This is a genomic window from Salmonella enterica subsp. arizonae, assembly GCF_008692845.1.
Lineage (GTDB): Bacteria > Pseudomonadota > Gammaproteobacteria > Enterobacterales > Enterobacteriaceae > Salmonella > Salmonella arizonae.
The window spans coordinates 496,351-519,724 of record NZ_VXJW01000001.1 but is presented as its reverse complement, the minus strand read 5'-3'; the positions used below and the strand labels follow the sequence as shown (position 1 = coordinate 519,724).

Sequence of the window (23,374 nt, the reverse complement as noted above, 5' to 3'; positions counted from 1 at the left end):
TCTCCTGTTACGCAATATCAATCAAACATCCATCAACGTGGATTCAAAACGTAAACCCGGCATCATTTTTTCAAGGCCGTCAGTCAGCATGTTTCCTGCCGCGTACAATTCATCAACTGGCATTTCCGGCAAACTTTCAAGGATAAACCACATCGTTTTATCTGAAGCGCTTAGTCGGGTACGTACTCCCTGGCGCCAGTTCCAGCGACGACAGGTGACGCCTCTGTCATCGCGCCAGATAACTTCGCCCGGTTCTGGCGACTCGGTGACGGGTTGTCCTTCTTTTAGGGTATCAAATGTTTCACTACCGTCAGCGAAAACCAGACGCGGCGATCCATAATAAGCTGCGCTGTTCTCGCCGCCTACCGGCACGGCATAGCGCAGGCTCACTGCGTTATAAAGAGCAACGACCGGGTCCAGCGCCGCCATTGTTCCATCCTTCAACACGCGCTTTCGTAGCGCTTCTGCCGAGCAGGGGGTGCGCTTTGGTTTTGCGCCAAATGCTTTAAACACCGCATTCCAGGCGTCTATATGCGCCTGTGCCCACGCCGGTTGGCCGTTAAGTACGGCCTGACAGGCCTCTTTTAGCGCGATTTCTCCGACCGGGATGCTATTCCGGTGCTGTGGCGCGGCGAGAAAGGCGGCAGCGCGAAACTGATGGCGGGAACCAGCGGGCCGGATATGCTGGAACTCTGGCAATGGATAATGCATCCTGGCGAAAAGTTTGAATCAGCAGGACATCCGGCCGACACCTGTGAATTACTGTTTGTTAATCAGGGAACACTGACGTTAACGGTCGACGGTAGACGCTTTATTATTCGGGAGGGGTGCTCCGCTGTAGCCAGAACCGATATGTCTCATGCCTATTTTAACGACACTAATGAGGTGATTGAATTTACCATGACGGTTAACGAAAAGAGCCGGTGATCATCGACAGCAAGGCACTAACAGCCAGTTTCCACAATATCAGCACCGGCTCTTAACAAGCGTTATCGGGCTCAGGATATCTTTTATTTTATCGCAGGCGCGGCCTCTGGGTCATCGATATATAGCGTCTGGCTTGGGAAGGCAAAGTCAGCGCCGTTTTCCTGGACAATCGCAATGATTTTCAGGTAAACATCCTGTTGTACAGCGAGCCATTGCTGCCATACTGTCGTTTTGGTAAAGCAATACACCATAATATTCAGCGAGGAGTCGGCGAATTCATTAAAATAGACCAGCAATGTCTGTTTCTGATCGATATCGCTGTGCGCCTGCAGCATGTTTCTGATAGCATCAACGATGATGCTAATTTTGCCGGCATCTTCGTAACGCAATCCAATAACCGTTTTAATTCGACGATTGGTCATTCGTCCTGGGTTCTCAACGCTAATGGATGAAAAAACGGAGTTAGGAACATACAACGGGCGATGGTCGAATGTGTTAATTCTCGTCATTCGCCAGCCGATTTCAGCGACCGTACCTTCGATATTTCTGTCAGGAGAGCGAATCCAGTCTCCAATACTAAAAGGGCGATCAAAATAGAGCATGATACCGGAGAAAAAATTGCTCAGGACATCTTTGCCAGCCATACCAACAGCGATACCGCCGATACCACCAAAGGTCAGCAGGCCGGACAGACTCATGCCAAAGTGTTCGCCATACAGTAAGATAATCGCGACAATAATAGTTATTTTTATGACCCGCGCCAGAATACGGGTGCTGGTGACGTCTCTTCCTTTATTAACCTGCGCTTTTTCAAACTGGTTTATGAGCAGGAACAATTTTATCGTTAGAATCACCGCAATGAGCGAGGTGCAGATAAAATCAATGACGCCGGAAGAGATAAATCGCAAATTATAATCTTCAATAGCATTATTCAGGATACTCCCAATGGTGCCAATAATAATGGCGTAAATAAAAAACTGCGCCGCATGGAACGTGAATCCTTTCTTCCACTGTACATTGCGGCTTAGCCAAAGCCTCACGATCAGTAACGCTGTGCCGCAACTGAAAAGTATCGCCAGATTAAACGCGTTTTTGAGAAAAAAATCAGTGAACATTATTGTTTTCCGCTCCTTCCTACGATAACAGCTCAGAATGAACTGATTAACAGGTATTTTACCCAGGATAAACGTGCAGATCATCGCTAAGTAAAAATAAGAGATAGGGTTTTCAGCTTTAATTTCAGCGAGTTACTTTTGATGTAAATATAATGTCACATTTTATGGAGAAGACATCGCGCGATTGTCATGATATTGTTGCTGCAAGGTAACGAAGTAATCTGTAAAGGATGATACTATGATCATGGTGAAGCTGAAATCGGCGAAGGGGAAAAAATTTCTGTTATGCCTGCTGGCAGTGTTTATCGTTGCTGCATCGGTAGTAACGCGTGCGACTATCGGCGGTGTGATTGAGCAATACCATATTCCTCTGTCCGAGTGGACAAGTTCAATGTACGCCATCCAGTCCGCAATGATTTGCGTTTATAGCTTGGTATTCACTATTTTGTTAGCTATTCCTTTGGGGATCTATTTTTTCGGCGGGGATGAGCAACATTAATGGGGTAATTCGCCGGATGGCAGCGCACCATCCGGCATAGAGATTAATCGTCTTCGTCGTCCAGTTCAACCGGCGTTTGATACTCATCGGGCTTAATGACTAACAGGTCACAGCGCAGATGGTCAATAACCTGTTCTGCCGTGTTACCCAGAAACGCGGCCGAGAGTCCTGTACGTCCAATGGTGCCAAGCACAACGATCCCCGCCTGAAGGTGTTCGGCAAGATCCGGAATAACCTCTTCCGGCAAGCCTTTTTCCACATGCGTAACTTTTTCATCAATACTGAATTTCTGGCGCAGCGATTTCATTGCCAGTAAATGCTGGCCTCTGATGGCGTCGTTATATACGCTGGGATCAAATTCCGGCAGCTCAATGGCAATATTGATTGGCGTAACAGGGTAGGCGCCGACCAGGTGTACTTCTGTATGATTAACTTGCTCCGCTAACTGTAAGGTCTCTTTTACCAGTTTTTCGTTAAGAGCATTATGATAGGGCTCTTCGCTTGCCAGGTTAACGGCGACTAGTGCTTTACCACCTTCTGGCCACGGCTGATCCTTGACCATCCACACAGGGCTTGGGCATTTACGCAGCAAATGCCAGTCAGTAGGGGTAAAAATGACCGCTTCCAGTCGATCGTGCTGATGAGCCATTTTCAACACCAGATCGTGATCGCTGGCAATAACCTCCTGGATGATGGCTTCAAAGGGACGATTGTGCCAGACCACTTTAATTTCAATGGGGACGCCTGCTTCAAGATAATATTTCGCCTGCTCACGTATCCATGCTGTGCGTTGGCTTATTACGCCCTGACGCATTGCGGTGCGTTCGTCAGGAGAAAGCAGGGTGGTCATCTCATACGAGAAATCGTAAATAGGCAGGAAAGCTTTAATTTTACCGCCAATCCGTTGATGCAAATAAACTGCTCGCCGTAATGCGGGTTGATCGTCCTGGGTGGGATCGATGACCACCAGCATATTTTGATATTTAGCCATACAGGGTCTCCTTACAACTGTCATCGCAGTTTGTAACTAAAGAGTAACTCAAATATGGTGAATGAAACAGTAGGAAGCGCTTCTGCCACATCAATAAATCAGAAAAATTTAACGATATGGCAGAAGATTACGCCAGTAGTGTAGCTGATATTTAAGCGACGATGCGTGTATGACCAGCCAAAGCCGCCAGCGCATCGCTGTTTTCAATAGTAATATATTTACCTTTCACCGCCAGCATACCGCTTTTCTGGAAACGCCCTAGCAGGCGGCTAATGGTCTCGACCGTTAAGCCAAGGTAATTGCCGATATCGCCGCGGGTCATCGTCAGGCGGAATTCACGCGGTGAAAAACCACGCTGCGCAAAACGGCGGGACAGGTTGTAAATAAACGCGGCCAGACGTTCTTCGGCGTTTTTCTTCGACAATAACAGGATCATATCCTGATCGCCTTTAATTTCACCGCTCATTAAACGCATCATTTGCTGACGCAGGTTAGGCATTTTGCCGGACAGGTCATCCAGAGTCTCAAAAGGGATTTCACATACCATTGAGGTTTCCAGCGCTTGCGCAAAGCTCGGATGATGACCGCTGCCAATAGCGTCAAAGCCCACCAGGTCGCCTGCTAAATGGAATCCAGTAATCTGCTCATCGCCTTGCTCGGTAATGGTGTAGCTTTTAATCGTTCCGGAGCGGATAGCATAGAGCGATTTCAGTTCATCACCTGCTTTAAACAGAGTTTGCCCTTTTTGAATGGGTTTTTTGCGCTCGATGATATTATCAAGCTGATCAAGCTCATGCTCGTTAAGTGTGAACGGGATGCAAAGCTGGCTGATACTGCAATCCTGGCAATGGATAGCACAACCGCCAGACTGAATGCGCCGTATAATTCGCTTTTCCGGGATCATAGGTCTGCTCAAGCCGTAATTGATATTTATCAATTTTAACATCTTTTTGGTGAGCGCGTAAGTCTGAGCTATCCCGGAGAAGGAATAATTCAAGTATAAGTTTAGTGAATATATGTATCTATTTGAAAATACTTAATTTATTCGTTGGTGCTTTACATAAAAGTGTGATCGATAAGGCACATTTTGCCTGTATTTTCATAATAAAAGATAGCCTTCATGGCGTAATAACCACTCTTTTCGCTGCACGCCGCCAGCGTATCCGGTCATGGTACCGTTACGCCCGATGACGCGATGACACGGAACGACAATACTGATTGGGTTCGTGCCATTCGCGGCTCCCACTGCGCGTGCGGCTCCAGGTCGCCCCAGTCGCTCCGCCAGTTGACCATAATGCATCACCTGCCCGCAGGGGATGGTGCGCAAAGCTTGCCATACTTCCCGTTGAAAAGGCGTTCCCCCCGTAGCAGTTTCCAGGTTATCAATTACGGCGAGATTGCCTGCAAAATAATCTGCAATCTTATCGCTGAGTCCACCGGGGTTAGTCGAAGAAATACGTTCGTAGCCTTCGTGACGGTAGTGTATGTCAAGTAGTTGCTCCATACGATCGTGGTACTGTTCCCACTCAACGGCCCGCAGTCGAAACTGCTCATCGCAAATCACCCATAACGGACCTAATGGCGTGGCTATCTTCTCTTCAAGTAATCTCAGCATCCGTTCTCTCACATCGTCTTAGTCTAACGTAAGAGACAAGATATCACGCCGGGAATAGCCGTCACCATACTCCTTAAAAGATAGTTAGGGATAACACATTTAGCGACAGTAATATCGTTAGCAGAGAAAAATGGAGCCTGGCGACATCGTCCAGGCCCGAGAGTAGATATCGTGCGGTTTCCTTAACTATAGCTACGCTATTTTTCGTTAGCGTTTAACATATTTATAACCAATTTTTAAAGCGTGCGCCATCACTATGAGTGATTGATTACAATAAATTTTATCTCAAATTTATGAAGTTAAGTGGAGTTAAAATATACCCTGACTGGCGTTAAAACGCACCGGGCGAGTCGGTTTATTTCATTACATTGCCGGTGTTATTGGAAATAACTGTAAATCGTTGTCGGTACAACAGGGGGCGGTTATGATAGCTGCAGTCGCAAAACGCTGGAGGATGAATCATGAACCTTGACGACAAAGCGCTGTTTCTTGACGCCATGGAGGATGTCCAGCCACTTAAACGCCATACCGATGTATACTGGCAGCCAACGCGTAAACTTAAAGCGCCTCAGCGTATTGACACGCTTCAGCTTGATAATTTTCTGACGACAGGATTTCTGGATATTCTGCCGCTGAATGAACCGCTGGAGTTTCGTCGGGAAGGATTGCAGCAAGGCGTCATCGACAAGTTACGTAGCGGGAAATACCCTCAACAGGCCAGCCTCAATTTGTTACGTCAGCCAGTCGAAACGTGCCGAAAAATGCTGTTTCGTTTTATCTTTGAGGCCCAGACGGAGGGCTTGCGTAATGTCCTGATTATTCATGGTAAAGGGCGAGAGGCGAAGTCGCATGCCAATATCGTCCGAAGCTATGTGGCTCGCTGGTTGACAGAGTTTGAGGACGTACAGGCTTATTGTACGGCACTGCCGCATCACGGCGGCGGCGGGGCATGTTATGTTGCGCTACGTAAAACGGTGCAGGCTAAACAGGATAACTGGGAGCGTCATGCGAAGCGCAGCCGCTAAACCGTTGCCGCTGGCGTCCAGGACCGCCAGCGCAAGCATACTTATGCCGCAATAATCCGGTTTTCTGCCTGATATAACCTCCCATCCAAACGCTTAAGATCCTGCAAGTGAAAAGGCTATATCCAGTGCTGACCGCGGTAATAATACGGCGTCTCCAGCGAAACACTAATTCGCTTATTTAAGCGTGTATTAAAACGTACTAGCATCCGACTTAACTGTTAAGCAGAAAATGGCGATAAAGGTATCACTTGTCAATGTGGATGGATGAATATCCTGTAAAGCGAATGTATGTGACTTTATCTGTCGCACTAAGCTAAATGGCAACGGTCTGGTGTTGAATATGGAGAATGTGAAAGAAACGAATGGAAATAGGTATCTGGAATGCTATAAAAATAAAACCCGTCTCTTATTCTGGTTGTAGGCTATCAAAATGTTAAGAAACATTAGCATCAGGACATGTATTATTCTATTCATGCTATGTACGTTTCTGCTGGTGGACGCTTTACAGATGATTTTCCTGAATGATCTCCGCTTTTTAATTGCTTTTAATATCATTTATCTTGTCTCGATGTTACTGCTTTGGTGGTATATGACCAATTATCTGGTTGTGCCTATTAATACTGTCAAGAAAAGTATTGAAGAGGTCACAGCGGGAAACTTGTCTATTCATATATCTGAGTTTGGTAATAATTGCGCGGGGCGGCTGATTCCCGGTATTAATAGTCTTTCGGATAATATTTCCACGCTGGTGAGCGAAATCAGATCCTCTTCGCAAACGGCAATGACGCTTTCCGAACAACTGGCGGCGCGCAGTATGGCGCTATCCGTAAAGACGGAACAGCAGTCGGCCTCGTTAATTCAAACTGCCGCCAGTATGGATGAAATGGCGGCGAGTACCAAAAACAATGCGGATAATACCCGAATGGCGAGCATACAGGCGGATTGTGCAACCCAATGCGCCCGTAAAGGCGGTGAATTAATGGTGCGGGTTACAGAAAATATGCGTTCTATTACCGATTGTGCGTCGCAAATGACGGAGATTATTTCGTTGATTGACGGTATCGCATTTCAGACCAATATTCTGTCGCTTAACGCGGCGGTAGAGGCAGCGCGGGCGGGCGATTATGGAAAAGGTTTTTCCGTGGTGGCCGGGGAAGTGCGTAATCTGGCGCATCGTAGCGCCGAGGCGGCAAAAAGTATCAAGGCGCTTATCAACGTTACGCATGACAATGTGCGGCAGGGGGCCGCTATTGTGCAGGAAGCTGAAAAAAATATGCAGGAGATTGTTGGCGGCTCCGGGCAACTAAACTTGCTAATGAGTGAAATTTCCACCACCACGGGGGAGCAGGAAAAAGGCATAAACCAGATAACTCTGGCATTGAGTGACCTGGAAAGCGCAACCCATGGCAATGTTTTAATGGTTGAAGCGCTATCTGCTTCTTCGGATGTTTTAAAGGCGCAGGTAATCGAGTTACAGACTAAAACCGATAAATTTCGCTTATGGCAGCCGAATTACAGCGAACGTTTTCTGCCGCTTTCACATGCGCCATCTCCCGCTACCCTCACCAGACGCGGTCAGGTCTGGTAATACATTTTGGTAAGCGCCTGTTGTGAAGGCGCTTTTTCCGCACCTTCCTGTCATTCTTTTTGCGCAATGAGAGAATGAGAGATTGCTTAACCTTTCTCGAAAGCTAGACTAACGGCATGAAAGTCGTAACGTGGAGGCGCTGTGGAAGCCATTAAGGGATCGGAAGTGAACGTGCCGGATGCCGTTTTCGCATGGCTACTGGATGGTCGTGGTGGAGTAAAACCGCTCGAAGATGATGATGTGATCGATAGCCAGCATCCCTGCTGGCTGCATCTTAATTATACACACCCGGACAGCGCCCGCTGGTTGGCTTCAACGCCATTGCTCCCCAACAACGTGCGTGATGCGCTGGCAGGTGAAAGTTCGCGCCCGCGCGTGAGCCGTATGGGGGAAGGGACGCTCATTACGCTGCGCTGTATTAATGGCAGTACTGATGAGCGCCCGGATCAATTGGTAGCAATGCGTTTATATATGGACGAGCGGCTCATTGTGTCTACCCGTCAGCGAAAGGTTCTGGCGTTGGACGATGTGGTCAGTGATTTGCAGGAAGGCGCAGGGCCAACAGATTGCGGCGGCTGGTTAGTGGATGTGTGTGATGCGTTAACCGATCATGCCAGTGAATTTATTGAACAGCTACACGATAAAATTATTGACCTGGAAGATAATCTCCTTGACCAGCAAATCCCGCCGCGCGGCTTCCTGGCATTATTACGTAAACAACTAATTGTCATGCGCCGCTATATGGCGCCGCAGCGCGACGTCTACGCCCGGCTTGCGAGCGAACGTTTACCGTGGATGAGCGACGATCACCGCCGCAGAATGCAGGATATCGCCGACAGGCTGGGAAGAGGGTTGGATGAAATTGACGCTTGTATAGCGCGTACTGGCATCATGGCGGATGAAATTGCCCAGGTGATGCAGGAGTCTCTGACGCGCAGAACCTATACTATGTCGCTTATGGCGATGGTTTTTCTGCCCAGCACCTTCTTAACGGGGTTATTTGGCGTCAACCTGGGCGGTATTCCCGGCGGCGGGTGGCGGTTCGGCTTTTCGCTATTTTGTATTCTGTTAGTTGTCCTGATAGCTGGTGTTACTTTATGGTTGCATCGCAGTAAATGGTTGTAACAACAACGCTTTTCAGGCCTTCCTGGATGAAAAAACACCGAAAAATTTGAGCCAAGTCAATAAACCATCTACCTATTCGGGGCAATATCTCTTTCGCAGGTGAATGCAACGTCAAGCGATGGGCGTTGCGCTCCATATTGTCTTACTTCCTTTTTTGAATTACTGCATAGCACAATTGATTCGTACGACGCCGGCTTAGATTAGTCGGCTTTTTTTTGCCTGTAGAATATCCGCGTCTACCCTTTAAGAGTCTGATTAACATTCCGGAGGGTAATATGAGCTGTCTTTTAACCTTATTGTATCTGCATTCGTCCCTGTCGGACCCGGTTCCCACCGATCCTGTCCCGATTCCCGATCCGCGTCCTCATCCTCAACCGATGCCCGATCCGCCGCCGGACGAAGAACCGATTAAAATGTCGCATCAAACGCGCGGATCTGCGAGGATACGCGCCTGCTGACTATGAGTCGTTACCGCGAGAGTAAATTGTGACCGCTTTTTCAACCCTGAAAGTTCTGCCCACCGCCCAGCTCAATAACCTAAATGAGTTGGGCTATCTTGAGATGACGCCTGTCCAGGCCGCATCATTACCGGTTATTCTGGCGGGAAATGATGTGCGTGTGCAGGCCAGGACCGGCAGCGGCAAAACGGCGGCGTTTGGTCTTGGACTCTTGCATCGAATTGATGTCAGCCTGTTTCAGACGCAGGCGTTGGTGTTGTGCCCGACGCGGGAACTTGCGGACCAGGTTGCCGGAGAGCTGCGTCGTCTGGCCCGTTTTCTGCCGAACACCAAAATTCTAATCTTATGTGGCGGACAACCTTTTGGCGTGCAGCGCGACTCTCTTCAGCATGCGCCGCATATCATTGTCGCGACGCCGGGGCGCCTGCTGGATCATTTACAAAAAGGAACCGTGTCACTGGATGCCCTGCATATTCTGGTAATGGATGAGGCAGACCGAATGCTGGATATGGGCTTCAGTGACGCCATTGATGAGGTGATCCGCTTTGCGCCCGCGACACGCCAGACGCTGTTGTTTTCAGCAACCTGGCCTGAGACCATCGCGGCGATTAGCGGTCGTGTACAGCAACAGCCAATGCATATTGATATCGATACGGTAGATGCGCTACCGGCTATCGAACAGCAATTCTTCGAAACATCTGCGCAGGAAAAAATTTCGCTGCTGCAAACGTTGCTCAGCCAACATCAGCCAGCCTCCTGCGTGGTGTTTTGCAATACCAAAAAAGATTGCCAGGCCGTTTGTGATGCGCTTAATGCGGCAGGGCAAAGCGCGTTGGCGCTCCACGGCGATCTGGAACAACGCGACCGCGACCAGACGTTGGTGCGTTTTACGAATGGCAGCGCACGCATTCTGGTCGCCACCGACGTTGCCGCGCGAGGGTTAGACATTAAATCGCTCGAACTGGTGGTTAACTATGAACTGGCCTGGGACCCGGAGGCTCATGTCCATCGTATTGGTCGTACGGCACGCGCAGGAAACAGCGGTCTGGCGATCAGTTTCTGCGCGCCGGAAGAGGCGCAGCGGGCGAATATTCTTTCAGAAATGTTGCAACTCAAGCTCAACTGGTTGAATGCGCCCGCCCGGCAGCCGTTGCTCCCTCTGGCCGCGGAGATGGCGACCCTATGCATTGACGGCGGTAAAAAAGCGAAAATGCGTCCGGGAGATATTTTGGGCGCGCTGACCGGCGATATTGGATTAGACGGGGCGGATATCGGCAAAATTAACGTGCATCCAATGCACGTTTACGTCGCTGTGCGACAGGCGGTAGCGCAAAAAGCCTGTAAGCAGTTGCAAAACGGGAAGATCAAAGGCAAATCATGCCGGATACGACTGTTAAAATAATCGATAGCATCGCGTCTCAGCGGAGTGCTGAGACGCCTGCAGATCATTTCACTTCGATAACATCAAGCCGCAACGTTTCTAAGGGCGTGTCATCTTCTTCCGGCTGCCAGCCAGCGGGCTGCAATGGGATCTCTTCACGATCGAACGCTAAATCACCGCCGTCGACCACCTCGGAGCCGTGAGCGATACCTTTGAAATCAAACTGATTAGTGTCACAAAGGTGAGAAGGCACGATATTCTGCATGGCGCTGAACATCGTCTCAATCCGTCCAGGATAGCGTTTATCCCAGTCGCGCAGCATGTCGGCAATCACCTGCCGTTGCAGGTTGGGTTGCGAACCGCACAGATTACAAGGAATGATAGGGAAGGCTTTGGCCTCAGCAAAACGGACAATATCTTTCTCGCGGCAGTAAGCCAGCGGGCGGATCACAATATGTTTGCCGTCATCGCTCATCAGCTTCGGGGGCATTCCTTTCATTTTTCCGCCATAGAACATATTCAGAAACAGAGTTTGCAGAATATCGTCGCGATGGTGGCCCAAGGCGATTTTGGTCGCGCCCAGTTCAGTCGCAGTACGATACAGGATACCCCGACGCAAACGCGAGCACAGCGAGCAGGTCGTTTTTCCTTCCGGAATTTTCTCTTTAACAATACCGTAAGTATTCTCTTCGACGATTTTATACTCTACGCCTAACTGTTCGAGGTAGGCTGGCAGAATATGCTCCGGGAAGCCCGGCTGCTTTTGATCAAGGTTGACGGCGACCAGTGAAAAACTGATTGGGGCGCTTTGCTGCAAATTACGTAAAATTTCCAGCATCGTATAGCTATCTTTGCCGCCAGAAAGGCAAACCATAATGCGATCGCCTTCTTCAATCATATTAAAATCGGCAATCGCTTCGCCAACGTTACGGCGCAGGCGCTTTTGCAACTTGTTAAGGTTGTACTGTTCTTTCTTTTTAACTTTTTGATTATCTTGCATTCTTTACTGTCTCAGGAACAAAAATGGGCATTATAAATGATGGCCGGCAGGCAAAGTATTTGCGTATGGTACGGATTACGGTGACGAATGCCAGCACGTTTTACAGCGGCGTTCCATCGGATGCCCAGCCTGCTCTCCGGGTCATGCGATTTTTGTAAGACAAAATGGGGTTTGCCTGTTAAATAACCTTTCTCGACCAGTGGCGCAGAGAATACAATCATGTGAGAACAGATTCATCGTGAAATGACATGACTCCGGTGGAATTTATCCGAAGTCTTCAGAAAGACGAAGATCTCTGATTTAGCACTATACTGATTTTTGGCCAGGGTCAGTACCACTTGAGGAGTGGCAATGTTGATGAATGTGTCAAAGTAGAGATAGTCATCTTTTCTTATATCTGGAATAATCTGGTAGTTAATTTAATTGTGTGGATATTTTACAATGGATAATTAAATTATTTTTATAGAATGTAATTTAATAGTTAATTATATAATCTATGGCTATTTGCTTTTATATTTGTGATGCATATAACGAATCAGGATATTTATCTGATAGATAGCACAGTGGGTTTCATTTTTGTTGACTGTATGTTGGTTAAAATGCTCTTGCATAAATATAGATATTTTATTTAAAAGCCAATCAAAACTCTGTGTATCAACATATTTATAGTCAGATCTGATACCTGGCGTTTTTTCTTATTATATCATCCGCGATTTTTACAGGAGGAAATAATGCCCGTAACATTAGAACATGTATCTTCCAGACCTGTACAGCAGAAGTTAAATACAAAAGGTATCAAAACTTGGGACACCATACAGTATCTTTCAGCTTTAGATAGAGCGCATAAGGATACTGTTTTTCATGAGCAAATATCTAATCTACCCGAAGAGTATATTCATCTGGATGAGATGGCCAGAGATGAAAAAGAATATGGTTTAAACATTTATGAATTCTTCTTTGAATCAACGGCTGAAATTATCTGTGAAGATATTAAATCAACTTTGGATTTTTATTATTTGAAAAGTCCAACATTCCGGCGGTTGGTTAATTATAGGGTCAATTATAGTATAGGCAACGACATTGATACCAGCAAGTGTGAAGTAATAGTATCCCCAAATTATAGTTATCAGAACACTGAAGGAAGTAGTGTGTATTTATCGTTGCCGTTCGATAAGAAAGGCTTTCCCATTAATCCTGAGACTAACGACTGCGATAATAACATATCATCAGAAAAAGTATTATTAGATTTATTTTTGAAGCATATTTTATACGATGACTTGAAGGTGGATCATGAAGTTACAAATATATACTCTAATGTCATTTATAAGGAAATTGACTCTACGGCAATGGCACATGCATCGTTGTGTTTTTCTCAGGCAGCGGTGAGCGATGAGCATGAGTTATTTAATATTGACAGCGTAACTGTTCTACCTAAAAGCACTGAGCAAGTCATATTTGCTGGAGAGGAAATACAAAAAGAAATTTTATTGTTTTTTGAAAGGGAGAATAATTTTCAGCCAGCAACCGTTCATAAAATGGAGAGAAATATAAAAAATATTGCAGTAACGGGTTTGTTACTGTCATCCAGATTAACAATAGCAGACGGTTATGGGAGAAAAAATGATAATTCAGAAAACAAGAATAATTTTTCATCTGATAAAGAACCACTGAGATATGCAAGGGCTCTCCCGGAGGATCATCCCGCCCCAAATATGGAGCCTCATCCGTTAGGTAAGATGATAGATGGTATAGTTGAACATTCTTCATTTGCTGCAGGATTTTCACTTTTCGAAACACTCAAAAAAATTGGAGATGAGCAACTGATGAATGATTATAAAAGAGGCTATCATGAATTACTTGTATTTTCTCAAACAGGGCAGTGGACGCATGGTGGTAGAAGACTTACTGCTGAATATATGTTCAATGGCCTTATAATTCATTTAAATGAGATTGAAATACTTATTAATGATGGAGGAAAGGTTTCTTTTGAGCATTTTGTAAGAGAACATATTGAACATCAATATAAAATATATGAGTTAATCGCTCGTGATATGCTGGTTCATCCTATATATATCAGATCCAGAATTTTTGCAACCAGACGAATTGCCTCTGCCCTGGCAAATGAAAGCCATTATACGAAAGTGCTAAATCAAAAATTTCCAGAGATTTCTAGTTCAAACTTTGATACTTTCTATGGCAAGGAGGCTATTTTTACAGCATTAAAAATTGTGAATTATTACAGGGAAGAAAAAGGGATGCCCACTTTTAACAGTAAAAAGATGAAAGATCTTTTTAAGCGAGTTCAATTAGTGATACGTCATTTATCCAGAAATGGTGGTGATAAAATATTGCTTAGTCCTGATGGCATAAAATATAATTTTAGCATCATGCGTAATATTATTTATTGGTGTGCAAAGATAACTGGTCCAGTTAATGATAAGAAAATAAATGCCCTATCAAGAAAAATTGTGGTTAATAATGAATTTTCCAGACATATTAAGTCTCTATTTCCCAGAGGAAACGGATTTTTAGAGCTTTTAATGAAGGCCGCTATTGACACACAACTAAATTGGGCAGAGAAATATTATAAAGCAGTGACACATGTCAAGGATCATATACAAGATTGTGATGTATTAGGGTTAATGAATATAAACAAAATGTTGCGAGATACAGTTGTTGGGCTTATTCATGAGATTAGCGATATTGCACAATCCAGTTGGCTGACAGCAGAAGATCAACATGAGAAACAGGTTCAGGCTCTCGAAGCGTTCAAAAGTAAAGTCTCATCCATGGATGGCGGACAAGCTTTCGTGTATGGTTTTGATAAAGTCATTCAGGAGGGGCTATGGGGATTAATTGAATTGAGTTTTGATATCGATGATACCGTTCATCATCGAACTGTTTCTTCACTAAGTCCTGCGTCAAGAGCAGGTCTTCATTTTTTAGGAACTATCTGGAATATTGTAATGAGTTTTGTCCCTGGTTTTAATGCTCTGGCTGGTACCAGCAGCATTCTTAATCGGGCTATTGTGGAAAAATCTACTGATGTATGTGGGTACATTCAGGATGTTATACGTATTGGTATGGAAGCTGCTCCTGTTGCAGAAGCGAAGTTTACAGAAAGGGCGTCCAACGCAAAGTATACGGGCCTCCGATTTGTTGAAAATAAAATAGAAAGAGGTGTAATACGATCGCCGATTCAGAAGGGGAGTAATTATAAAGTTATAGAGTCAATAGAGAATATTGATTTTATTTATCAAAAAAGAAATAATAAAATTCTCGAGCTAAATCCCGAGGGAAACGATGGACTCTATCGTGCTACAGGGTTTAATAAAGAAACGCATGGTTATTATAAACAGTCAGGAGAAGGATTTTACAGAAAGCAGAAATCATTTTCACCGTTGTCAACGGAAGCACCTAATACGATAAAATATGGCGAGAGGGAAATCGTTTTATCTAAAGAGCCTGGTTCAGAAACGTATCAGGGAACCTTTTCTGATACCGGAAAAAATGTAGGTATGACATTTTATAGAACTTCTGACGGTAAATTTTACCAGGCCTCTGGGCTGAAAGGGGGAGGGCCTATTCGGCATGTTGACAAGCCTTATTCAGAGTTAAGAGAAGGCGACGTTGGGTATGATGAGGATCTTCTGGATATTTCCGATGATTCACCACTACTGGAGGACATGCTGCCTTCTCTGTCAGAAGAATTATATCCTACATCAGAAGAAAATGTGCAAAGTATATATAAAAAACTCCAGAGTGGTGATACTGCAGCAGGCGAGACTGAAGTTGTATTATGCAGGGGGACAACTGGTCCGCAGGCTGAAAATATTGTTAAGCTTAAAACAGCAGGAGGTGTGGAGGGCGCCGATCCGAATGTATTGCCTGTCTCTGAAGAAACAGCCAGGCTGCAGGTTCGGAATGGAAGAGTGGTACCTGAATATACAACAGATCTTAGTGTTGCAGACAGGTTTAGCAGGGAGCATTATCTTATTATCGTTAAGGTAAAAGCCAAATATATTACACGAGGTAGTGTAAGTGAAAGCGGCTGGGTTATGCCACATACTGCACCAGTGGAACCTGTTGGCATAATTGACCGGACGTATGGTCATGCAGAAAATATCGGACAGGCAAACGCTTCTAAGTAATAATTTTGAGCGGGGCTGTTGTAGTAACCTCCTGGATATTAAATATTTCTTTTAAACCAATATTTATCAGACCGATTAGTACGCGATATATCAGGGTGGTACAATAAATGATTATGACGCGTGCAGGGAGATCTGGAAAATGAAAAGGCTATCGGTTGTTGACGATCGTTGTGCGATTCGGGGAGTTTAACGATTGTTCTGTGTGAGGTGCTATCGCCGCAACATTGTATGCAAAAACGCGCTACGCCTGCTTGCGGGCTCCTTTAGGGGGGCTCCTATCCCAGTGCTAATTATGGGAAAAAATATCGAAAAAAGGGCAAGAATGGGGCATTGTAAATGGTGGCCAGCAGGCAAAGTATTTGCGTAGGGTACGGATTACGGCGACGAGTGCCAGAACGCGCTGTGCGGCCTGTTAAAAGCGTCTTTGTTCTCTCGCCTGGATTGCTTAATATACTATGACGTCCTGTAAACTATCGGAACGAAGAGATGTATGACTAAAGAAGCTGTAATTTTTCTGTTTATCGCTATTGTGGTAGAGGTTATCGCTACGATCTCATTGAAATTATCGGATAGTTTCACTCGCCTGGTACCGAGTATTGTCACTATCGTTGGTTACTGTATCGCCTTTTGGTGCCTGACCATTCCGATGCGCACAATTCCTGCAGGGATCATTTATGCTATTTGGTCTGGCGTAGGGATTGTTCTTATTGGGCTGATAGGTTGGTTATTTCTGGGGCAGAAGCTTGATATGCCAGCGATTATCGGCATGTTACTTATTATCTGCGGCGTAATTGTGATCAATCTGTTTTCAAAAAGCGTAAGTCACTAGGTAATAATGATAGTTGATTTGAGCCCGCACTCTCTTAGGCGGGCTCGGGTATTTAGCGCACCACCAGTACGGAGCATTCCGCATGACGCACAACGGCTGCGGCGTTGGAACCCAACAGATAGGTAGTAATATCCGGACGATGCGAGGCGATAATTACCATATCGGCCGGTAATTTTTTTGCCATTTCCAGAATCTTATCTTTAGGAGAGCCTTCTGCAACGTGCGCCTGCACGCGGTCCGCGGGAAGGTTGAATTTCTTGATAATCGCTTCCAGTTGAGATTTGGCTTCGGCTTTCAAATCGTCCATTGCGGGGAGCTCTGCTGAGTAGGCCAGCCCCAGTGAAGCGTAATAGGGCAAAGACGGGATTACAGTCAGAAAGTGCACTTTAGCGTCGTCAATCTTTGCTTCGGCTTCAACATGCGAAATCACGCGTTGAGTTAATTCTGAATCTGAAATATCGATGGGTACAAGAATCGTTCTGTTCATAAAACCTCCTGTTTAAGTATCCACTAAAATTCTACTCCCTAAAGGCACTTTATGTACAATGACATACGTCACATTTTAGGTGCTGCTCCACGATACTCTGCGGGGACTACCAACAGGAGAGGACGGCGTAATATTAAGCGCATTCCCCGTAAATAATCAGCGAGTTGACGTTAAAACGTTATTTCTGCCTTGTCAGGAAAGACCTAAAAAGAGATGTTACCGTTTAATTCAATAATTAATGAAATAATTCGCAGTGTAATAGATATAATTTATACGAATGCTTTTGGGAGTATTATACGAAATAAAAATTATACAATATCATTCGGTTACGATATTCTACGCCTGTTATATGCCTTTATTGTCACATATTCATTTTGTCGCTGGGCCATTGCGTTAACCTTTGCTTTCCAGCGTATAAATTGACAAGCCCGAACGGATGTTCGGGCTTTTTTTGTTTCCAGGTTAATCCTTAGAATATTTTTTAATCTGCGCCGGGTTTTTCCGCTTTTCCTGCCAGCAAGGCAAGAAAGTTATAGCGTTTTTGCAAATCCAATGCGGCATCTTGCCATAACTTCTCAGCCACTTCAGGCTGTTGTGCATTCAGGCGACGAAAACGTTGCTCCTTAAGTAATGCTTCCGCTAGCGCATCTGACGGTGGCCGAGAGTCCAGCGCCAGCGGCGGCTTGCCTTCATCCGCTCGGCGGGGATCGAAGCGGTATAAAGGCCAGAAGCCGGTAGCCGTTAACTGACGCATCTGGTCGTGGCTCAACGCCAGATCGTAGCCATGTTCCTCACAGGGGCTATAGGCAATGATCAGAGATGGGCCTGGCCAGGCTTCAGCCTCCTGAATGGCTTTCACCGTCTGGTTTAATTGCGCACCCAGTGAAATTTGCGCGACATAAACATGACCATACATCATCATGCTGACGCCAAGATCTTTACGGGCTTTACGCTTGCCATGTTCGCCAAACTTAGTGACGGCGCCAAGCGGCGTTGCCTTCGACGCCTGGCCGCCAGTATTGGAATAACACTGCGTATCCAGAACCAGAATATTGACATTCTCCGTCAGGCTTAACACATGATCCAAACCGCCAAAGCCGATGTCGTATGCCCAACCATCGCCGCCAATCAGCCAGATTGATTTTTCTACTAGCGCATCAGCATCCTTTAACAGTTCCTCTGCGCCCGCAACCGATTTCAGATGTTGGCGTAATGCGGCGACCTGCTCACGCCGAACGTCAGGCGTTGCTTCGGCATGCAGCGCATCGTTTAATTCCGCCGGAATGCGATCGGCGAATTGCGCCAGTAAACGCATGACGCGCGCCCGGTGCTGATCCACGCTCAGACGGAAACCGAGGCCAAATTCCGCGTTATCTTCAAATAACGAATTCGCCCATGCCGGGCCGCGTCCGTTGGCATCGGTGGTATAAGGCGTTGAGGGCAAATTACCGCCGTAAATAGAGGAACACCCCGTGGCGTTAGCGATTAACATTCTGTCGCCATATAACTGAGTCAGCAGTTTAATATACGGCGTTTCACCGCAGCCGGAACAGGCGCCGGAATATTCAAACAGCGGCGTAATAAGCTGCGATGTGCGAATATCAATTCGTTCCAGTTTGCTGCGATCGATTTCCGGTAGGTCCAGGAAGAAGTCGTAATTTACTTTCTCTTCTTCCACATGCTCAAGACGCGACATCATGTTAATCGCCTTGACCTCTGGATTTTGCCGATCTTTAGCCGGACAGACCTCTACGCATAAATTACAGCCAGTGCAGTCTTCCGGCGCGACTTGCAGCACATATTTCTGACCGCGCATATCGCGGGACTTTACGTCCAGAGAATGCAGGCTGGCCGGCGCATTTTCCATCGCTTGCGGGGAGACGACTTTCGCACGAATCGCCGAGTGAGGGCAGGCGGCGACGCAGTGATTACATTGCGTACATAGCTCCTCTTTCCAGACAGGAATCTCTTCGGCGATATTGCGTTTTTCCCAGCGGGTGGTGCCTATCGGCCATGTTCCGTCCGGCGGCAGGGCGGAAACAGGCAGTGCGTCGCCGAGGCCCGCCAACATGGCGGCGGTAACGGTTTTCACGAAATCCGGCGCGGCGTCGGAGACGACCGGCGGGCGATGCGCGCTGTGCGGATTAACCGCCTGCAACGGCACTTCCGCCAGCGATGCCTGCGCCAGCGCCAATGCCTGCCAGTTACGCTCAACCAGATCCTGACCTTTGCTGCTATAGCTTTTGGCGATAGCGCCCTGCAGCTCAACCAGGGCGCTATCGCCCGGAAGAATATGCGTCAGGTGGAAGAAAGCCATCTGCATGACGGTATTGATGCGTGCGCCAAGTCCGCATTCGCGGGCGATTTTCGCCGCGTTAACCACGTAAAAACGCGCCTTTTTCTGATTCAGCACCGCCTGAACTTCTTGTGGCAAACGCAACCAGACCTCGTCGGCGCTGTACGGCGTGTTAAGCAGGAAGATACCGCCTGGCTTCAGGCGCTCCGCCATTTGATACTTATCGATAAATTGTAATTGGTGGCAGCCGACAAAGTCCGCCTGTGAAATTAAATAGGCGGAACGAATCGGTTTTTCGCTGACGCGCAGGTGCGATACCGTGAGGCCGCCTGCTTTTTTCGAGTCATAAACGAAATAACCTTGCGCATACCACGGCGTGGAGTTGCCGATAATTTTAATATTATTTTTCGTGGCGGATACGCTGCCGTCGCTTCCCAGACCGTAAAATAACGCTTCAAGTTTAGCGCTGCCGGGCAGGGTATTTTCCGGTAATGGCAGCGAGAGGTGAGTGACGTCGTCATAAATACCCACCGTAAACCGTGGCTTGGGTTTCGCACGGCTGAGTTCATTAAAGACCGCCAGTACACACGCCGGGCCGAACTCTTTGGATGATAGTCCATAACGGCCGCCAATGGTGCGCGGCAACGTTTCGCGCTCGCCATTATTAAAGGCCTCCGCCAGTGCGGTCATCACGTCCAGATAAAGCGGCTCGGCCTGCGCGCCTGGCTCTTTAGTGCGATCCAGCACGGCGATAGCGCGAACGGTTTCCGGTAATGCCTGTAACAAGTGTTTGGCGGAGAAGGGGCGGAACAGACGGACTTTCAGAACGCCGACCTTTTCTCCGCGGACAAGCAGCGCATCCACGACCTCTTCGCAGGTGCCGAGGGCGGACCCCATCATAATAATGACGCGTTCAGCCTGAGGATGGCCATAATATTCAAATGGCTGGTACTGGCGGCCCGTAGCGTCGCCAAATGCCTTCATCGCCTCTTCAACATTATCATAAACGGCGTTGTACCACGGATTGGTCGCTTCGCGAGACTGGAAGTAGGTGTCCGGATTCGCTGAAGTTCCACGAATCACCGGATGTTCCGGATTCAGCGCGCGGGCGCGGTGAGCGTCGATCTCCGCCTGCGGCATCAGGTTCAGGATAGTTTCATCCGTTAGCGGTATAATTTTGTTAATTTCATGCGATGTACGGAAACCATCAAAGAAGTGAATAAACGGAACGCGGCTTTTCAGCGTAGCCCTATGCGCGATTAGCGCAAAATCCTGCGCTTCCTGAACGCTGGCGGCGCATAACATCGCGCAGCCTGTCTGGCGGACCGCCATCACATCGGAATGGTCGCCAAAAATAGAGAGCGCGTGTGTGGCGACGGTGCGCGCGGCAACGTGCAGTACAAACGGCGTGAGCTGTCCCGCCAGTTTATACAGCGTTGGAATCATCAGCAGCAGCCCCTGCGACGATGTAAATGACGTAGAAAGCGTGCCGGTTTGTAACGCGCCGTGAACTGCAGCGATGGCGCCGCCTTCCGACTGCATCTCTACCACACGCGGCGTATCGCCCCAGACATTTTTAACCCCATTACCCGCCCAGGCATCCGCTTGTTCAGCCATTGTCGAACTGGGCGTAATCGGGTAAATGGCGATAATCTCGCTGGTACGGAACGCCACCGACGCTACCGCGCCATTACCGTCAATAGTTTGCATACGACACCCTTACATTGCGCAAAAAAGAGGGACACGCATCATCGTGAGCGCATCCTGTAGTTATCCCTTTATTTTAGCAAAGCCCTTCAAGCCCCATTTTCACTTTTGTGTCCCTGGCGGGAGGAGAATGACGGTTTCTCGCCGAAAAGAAGTAAGAAATTGCCAATAAATGTTAATGAACCGCATAAATGCGCGCGTTGCCTCTCGACGCGTCAAACTCTGCTACCTATTATTTAGGGCGGTATCGTTTGGATGAATAAACTAGAGGGGAGAGAAATGCGCGCAGCGTTTTGGGTGGGATGTGCCGCGTTATTATTGTCGGCTTGCAGTAGCGAACCTGTTCAGCAGGCAACCGCGGCACATGTTTCGCCAGGGATGAAAGCGGCGATGTCCAGCGCCGGCGAAGCGAATTGCGCTATGATTGGCGGTTCGCTTTCAGCGGCCCGGCAGCTTGATGGTTCAGTGATTGCTATGTGCGCGCTTCCTAACGGCAAACGTTGTAACGAACAGTCGCTTGCCGCCGGGAGCTGCGGGAGTTATTAAGCGCGACGTTTCACCTGGCGCATATAACTCTTCGCACAATGGCTTAGTGTGCTAAATCCGCCAGCTTAAACATCAGCGTTGTTTTCGCCGTCGCCAGCGTTAATTGGTTTGCGGTTAAATCCACCTGCGCGCCTTTGCTGAAGACCTCGCTGATGATGCTGTCCAACGCATTAAGCTGCGGATCGGCGCACACCATACGGGTCATCGCTACGTTTTTCACTTTTAACTCGCCATCCGACAGTTTTGCTTCGCCGGTGAATTGATTGCACATTTTACCGGATACCGTCATGTCCTCGCCAAAGCTAAGCTCCGGGCCAGTGACTGTTTTACCGTTTACGCTTTCCAGAACAAAGCGGTGGTGTTCCAACTGCTCGCGTTTGACGGACACTTTTCCACTGCTCACACAACCCGTCATCATGAAACTCAAGGCGACCAGCGTGACGATTTTCTTCATTGATACTCTCTGTAATCTGATAGTTAACACTGACTATGGTAATGATATGACCGGATAGATCTTCAGGGGTTATCCGAAAATGCTCCCCTGTGCGCAGGGGAGCGACAGGATTAGAACAGCGCGTTCGGGCAGGTTTCACCCTTCTCAAGCTGGCTTAGGTTTTGTAACGTGGTTTCAGAGATGCTGATCAACGCTTCTGCCGTCAGGAATGCCTGGTGCCCCGTAAACAGTACGTTATGACAGGCCGACAGGCGGCGGAAAACATCATCCTGGATAACATCGTTTGACTTGTCTTCAAAGAACAGGTCGCGTTCGTTTTCATACACGTCCATTCCCAGCGAGCCGATTTTCTGATTCTTCAGAGCGTCGATAGCCGCCTGGGAATCAATCAGCGCGCCACGGCTGGTATTAATGACCATAACGCCATCTTTCATTTGATCGAATGCCGCATGGTTCAGCAAATGGTAGTTTTCCGGCGTGAGCGGGCAGTGCAGGGAAATCACGTCCGATTCGGCAAACAACATTTGCAGATCCACATACTCTACGCCGAGGTCAAGCGCAGCGGCGCTGGGGTAGGGATCAAACGCCAGTAAACGCATTCCGAAGCCTTTCAGGATACGTAGCGCGGCAACGCCGATTTTACCGGTACCAATGACGCCAGCGGTTTTTCCGTGCATTGTAAAGCCGGTTAGTCCTTCCAGAGAAAAGTTAGCATCGCGGGTGCGTTGATAAGCACGGTGAATACGGCGGTTCAATGTCATCATCATGCCAACCGCATGTTCGGCGACAGCTTCCGGTGAATAAGCCGGAACGCGCACCACCTGCAAACCCAGCTCTTTAGCGGCATCCAGGTCGACATTATTAAATCCGGCGCAACGCAGCGCGATGTATTTCACACCGTGTTTTTTCAGCTCTTCCAGTACCGGGCGGCTCCCGTCATCATTAACGAAGATACAAACCGCTTCGCATCCATTGGCAGTTTTCGCCGTTTTTTCCGTCAGCAGAAAATCAAAAAACTCCAGTTCAAAACCGAACGCTTTGTTCACCTGCTGTAGATATTTCTTGTCATACTGTTTGGTACTATAGACGGCGAGTTTCATATGACCTTCTCCAGTGATGTTAGAATCACATAAATACGATTAAAATTATCTTACAAAAAATCAAAAATAATTGATAGTCA

At 47.4% G+C, this 23,374-nt stretch carries 19 protein-coding genes and 3 pseudogenes; 10 read left to right on the top strand and 12 right to left on the bottom strand.

All coding sequences use genetic code 11. The features are described 5' to 3' along the window. Positions 1–21: 21 nt before the first annotated feature. Positions 22–609, bottom strand: coding sequence for a B3/B4 domain-containing protein (locus F4V61_RS02705; protein ID WP_115399450.1), 588 nt, complete (start codon positions 607–609; stop codon positions 22–24). Here F4V61_RS02705 and F4V61_RS02700 point away from each other — a divergent pair. Continuing rightward, positions 601–927: pseudogene (locus F4V61_RS02700) on the top strand (cupin domain-containing protein); the annotation flags it as partial. The gene F4V61_RS02705 and the pseudogene F4V61_RS02700 overlap by 9 nt on opposite strands. An 83-nt stretch (positions 928–1,010) precedes the next feature. On the opposite strand, the gene F4V61_RS02695 reads toward F4V61_RS02700, so the two are convergent. Further along, positions 1,011–2,042, bottom strand: coding sequence for a mechanosensitive ion channel family protein (locus F4V61_RS02695; RefSeq protein WP_080161137.1), 1,032 nt, complete (start codon positions 2,040–2,042; stop codon positions 1,011–1,013). A 238-nt stretch (positions 2,043–2,280) separates the two neighbouring features. Between F4V61_RS02695 and F4V61_RS02690 the strand changes: the two genes are divergently transcribed. Further along, on the top strand, positions 2,281–2,541 hold the full coding sequence (locus F4V61_RS02690) for a DUF2534 family protein (RefSeq protein WP_000606178.1): 261 nt from the start codon (positions 2,281–2,283) through the stop codon (positions 2,539–2,541). Between the two features lie 43 nt (positions 2,542–2,584). Here the strand turns inward: F4V61_RS02690 and uspE are convergent, their stop codons facing one another. From uspE to ogt, 3 genes are all read right to left on the bottom strand, one after another. Next, positions 2,585–3,532, bottom strand: a complete 948-nt coding sequence (gene uspE, locus F4V61_RS02685; RefSeq protein WP_080161136.1) for a universal stress protein UspE — start codon at positions 3,530–3,532, stop codon at positions 2,585–2,587. A 151-nt stretch (positions 3,533–3,683) separates the two neighbouring features. Then, positions 3,684–4,436 (bottom strand): fumarate/nitrate reduction transcriptional regulator Fnr, encoded by a 753-nt coding sequence (gene fnr, locus F4V61_RS02680; protein WP_000611913.1) that lies wholly within the window; start codon positions 4,434–4,436, stop codon positions 3,684–3,686. A 195-nt stretch (positions 4,437–4,631) separates the two neighbouring features. Further along, a complete protein-coding gene (gene ogt, locus F4V61_RS02675; RefSeq protein WP_000945022.1) occupies positions 4,632–5,147 on the bottom strand; it encodes a methylated-DNA--[protein]-cysteine S-methyltransferase in 516 nt (171 codons plus the stop codon). A gap of 461 nt (positions 5,148–5,608) precedes the next feature. Between ogt and smrA the strand changes: the two genes are divergently transcribed. From smrA to dbpA, 5 genes are all read left to right on the top strand, one after another. After that, complete coding sequence (gene smrA / locus F4V61_RS02670; RefSeq protein WP_001046805.1) at positions 5,609–6,172, top strand: DNA endonuclease SmrA; 564 nt, start codon at positions 5,609–5,611, stop codon at positions 6,170–6,172. A 430-nt stretch (positions 6,173–6,602) separates the two neighbouring features. Further along, the gene (locus F4V61_RS02665) at positions 6,603–7,760 is read left to right on the top strand and encodes a methyl-accepting chemotaxis protein (protein ID WP_080161135.1); all 1,158 of its coding nucleotides are present in this window, start codon (positions 6,603–6,605) and stop codon (positions 7,758–7,760) included. A 141-nt stretch (positions 7,761–7,901) separates the two neighbouring features. After that, on the top strand, positions 7,902–8,885 hold the full coding sequence (gene zntB, locus F4V61_RS02660) for a zinc transporter ZntB (protein ID WP_038395944.1): 984 nt from the start codon (positions 7,902–7,904) through the stop codon (positions 8,883–8,885). Between the two features lie 275 nt (positions 8,886–9,160). Beyond that, positions 9,161–9,343 carry a hypothetical protein gene (locus F4V61_RS02655; protein WP_001277679.1) on the top strand — a complete coding sequence of 61 codons (183 nt, stop codon included), beginning with the start codon at positions 9,161–9,163 and terminating at the stop codon, positions 9,341–9,343. 28 nt (positions 9,344–9,371) lie between these two features. Continuing rightward, positions 9,372–10,745 carry an ATP-dependent RNA helicase DbpA gene (gene dbpA, locus F4V61_RS02650; RefSeq protein ID WP_080161134.1) on the top strand — a complete coding sequence of 458 codons (1,374 nt, stop codon included), beginning with the start codon at positions 9,372–9,374 and terminating at the stop codon, positions 10,743–10,745. A gap of 43 nt (positions 10,746–10,788) precedes the next feature. Here the strand turns inward: dbpA and ttcA are convergent, their stop codons facing one another. Next, entirely contained in the window at positions 10,789–11,724 is a 936-nt protein-coding gene (gene ttcA / locus F4V61_RS02645) for a tRNA 2-thiocytidine(32) synthetase TtcA (protein ID WP_058345251.1), read from the bottom strand. Positions 11,725–11,783: 59 nt separating this feature from the next. Continuing rightward, positions 11,784–11,897: pseudogene (locus tag F4V61_RS22255) on the bottom strand (hypothetical protein); the annotation flags it as partial. Positions 11,898–12,455: 558 nt separating this feature from the next. Here F4V61_RS22255 and F4V61_RS02635 point away from each other — a divergent pair. Together F4V61_RS02635 and F4V61_RS02630 are read left to right on the top strand one after the other, a co-directional pair. Further along, positions 12,456–15,875 carry a DUF4765 family protein gene (locus F4V61_RS02635; protein WP_150363950.1) on the top strand — a complete coding sequence of 1,140 codons (3,420 nt, stop codon included), beginning with the start codon at positions 12,456–12,458 and terminating at the stop codon, positions 15,873–15,875. Between the two features lie 490 nt (positions 15,876–16,365). Beyond that, a complete protein-coding gene (locus F4V61_RS02630) occupies positions 16,366–16,704 on the top strand; it encodes an SMR family transporter (protein WP_000159238.1) in 339 nt (112 codons plus the stop codon). A gap of 52 nt (positions 16,705–16,756) precedes the next feature. Here F4V61_RS02630 and uspF read toward each other — a convergent pair whose 3' ends face one another. From uspF to F4V61_RS02615, 3 genes and pseudogenes are all read right to left on the bottom strand, one after another. After that, on the bottom strand, positions 16,757–17,191 hold the full coding sequence (uspF, locus tag F4V61_RS02625) for a universal stress protein UspF (RefSeq protein ID WP_001082296.1): 435 nt from the start codon (positions 17,189–17,191) through the stop codon (positions 16,757–16,759). 481 nt (positions 17,192–17,672) lie between these two features. Further along, positions 17,673–21,197: a pyruvate:ferredoxin (flavodoxin) oxidoreductase gene (gene nifJ / locus F4V61_RS02620; protein WP_080161101.1), complete on the bottom strand. Its 3,525-nt coding sequence runs from the start codon at positions 21,195–21,197 to the stop codon at positions 17,673–17,675. A 99-nt stretch (positions 21,198–21,296) separates the two neighbouring features. Beyond that, positions 21,297–21,558, bottom strand: a pseudogene (locus F4V61_RS02615) (reverse transcriptase). Between F4V61_RS02615 and F4V61_RS02610 the strand changes: the two are divergent. Continuing rightward, complete coding sequence (locus F4V61_RS02610) at positions 21,474–21,740, top strand: putative hemolysin (RefSeq protein ID WP_001200678.1); 267 nt, start codon at positions 21,474–21,476, stop codon at positions 21,738–21,740. The pseudogene F4V61_RS02615 and the gene F4V61_RS02610 overlap by 85 nt on opposite strands. Before the next feature lie 43 nt (positions 21,741–21,783). On the opposite strand, the gene hslJ is transcribed toward F4V61_RS02610, so the two are convergent. Next, positions 21,784–22,194 (bottom strand): heat shock protein HslJ, encoded by a 411-nt coding sequence (gene hslJ / locus F4V61_RS02605; RefSeq protein WP_000725236.1) that lies wholly within the window; start codon positions 22,192–22,194, stop codon positions 21,784–21,786. Between the two features lie 110 nt (positions 22,195–22,304). Next, positions 22,305–23,294, bottom strand: coding sequence for a 2-hydroxyacid dehydrogenase (locus F4V61_RS02600; RefSeq protein ID WP_080161102.1), 990 nt, complete (start codon positions 23,292–23,294; stop codon positions 22,305–22,307). Between the last annotated feature and the right edge of the window lie 80 nt (positions 23,295–23,374).

Bases quoted from the DNA above. Each gene is read 5' to 3' on its own strand.
- F4V61_RS02600 (WP_080161102.1), bottom strand. From the start codon at position 23,294: ATGAAACTCGCCGTCTATAGTACCAAACAGTATGACAAGAAATATCTA.
- F4V61_RS02655 (WP_001277679.1), top strand. From the start codon at position 9,161: ATGAGCTGTCTTTTAACCTTATTGTATCTGCATTCGTCCCTGTCGGAC.
- hslJ (WP_000725236.1), bottom strand. From the start codon at position 22,194: ATGAAGAAAATCGTCACGCTGGTCGCCTTGAGTTTCATGATGACGGGT.
- F4V61_RS02665 (WP_080161135.1), top strand. From the start codon at position 6,603: ATGTTAAGAAACATTAGCATCAGGACATGTATTATTCTATTCATGCTA.
- nifJ (WP_080161101.1), bottom strand. From the start codon at position 21,197: ATGCAAACTATTGACGGTAATGGCGCGGTAGCGTCGGTGGCGTTCCGT.
- uspF (WP_001082296.1), bottom strand. From the start codon at position 17,191: ATGAACAGAACGATTCTTGTACCCATCGATATTTCAGATTCAGAATTA.
- F4V61_RS02695 (WP_080161137.1), bottom strand. From the start codon at position 2,042: ATGTTCACTGATTTTTTTCTCAAAAACGCGTTTAATCTGGCGATACTT.
- smrA (WP_001046805.1), top strand. From the start codon at position 5,609: ATGAACCTTGACGACAAAGCGCTGTTTCTTGACGCCATGGAGGATGTC.
- fnr (WP_000611913.1), bottom strand. From the start codon at position 4,436: ATGATCCCGGAAAAGCGAATTATACGGCGCATTCAGTCTGGCGGTTGT.
- F4V61_RS02690 (WP_000606178.1), top strand. From the start codon at position 2,281: ATGATCATGGTGAAGCTGAAATCGGCGAAGGGGAAAAAATTTCTGTTA.
- F4V61_RS02610 (WP_001200678.1), top strand. From the start codon at position 21,474: ATGCGCGCAGCGTTTTGGGTGGGATGTGCCGCGTTATTATTGTCGGCT.
- F4V61_RS02635 (WP_150363950.1), top strand. From the start codon at position 12,456: ATGCCCGTAACATTAGAACATGTATCTTCCAGACCTGTACAGCAGAAG.
- ttcA (WP_058345251.1), bottom strand. From the start codon at position 11,724: ATGCAAGATAATCAAAAAGTTAAAAAGAAAGAACAGTACAACCTTAAC.
- ogt (WP_000945022.1), bottom strand. From the start codon at position 5,147: ATGCTGAGATTACTTGAAGAGAAGATAGCCACGCCATTAGGTCCGTTA.
- uspE (WP_080161136.1), bottom strand. From the start codon at position 3,532: ATGGCTAAATATCAAAATATGCTGGTGGTCATCGATCCCACCCAGGAC.
- F4V61_RS02630 (WP_000159238.1), top strand. From the start codon at position 16,366: ATGACTAAAGAAGCTGTAATTTTTCTGTTTATCGCTATTGTGGTAGAG.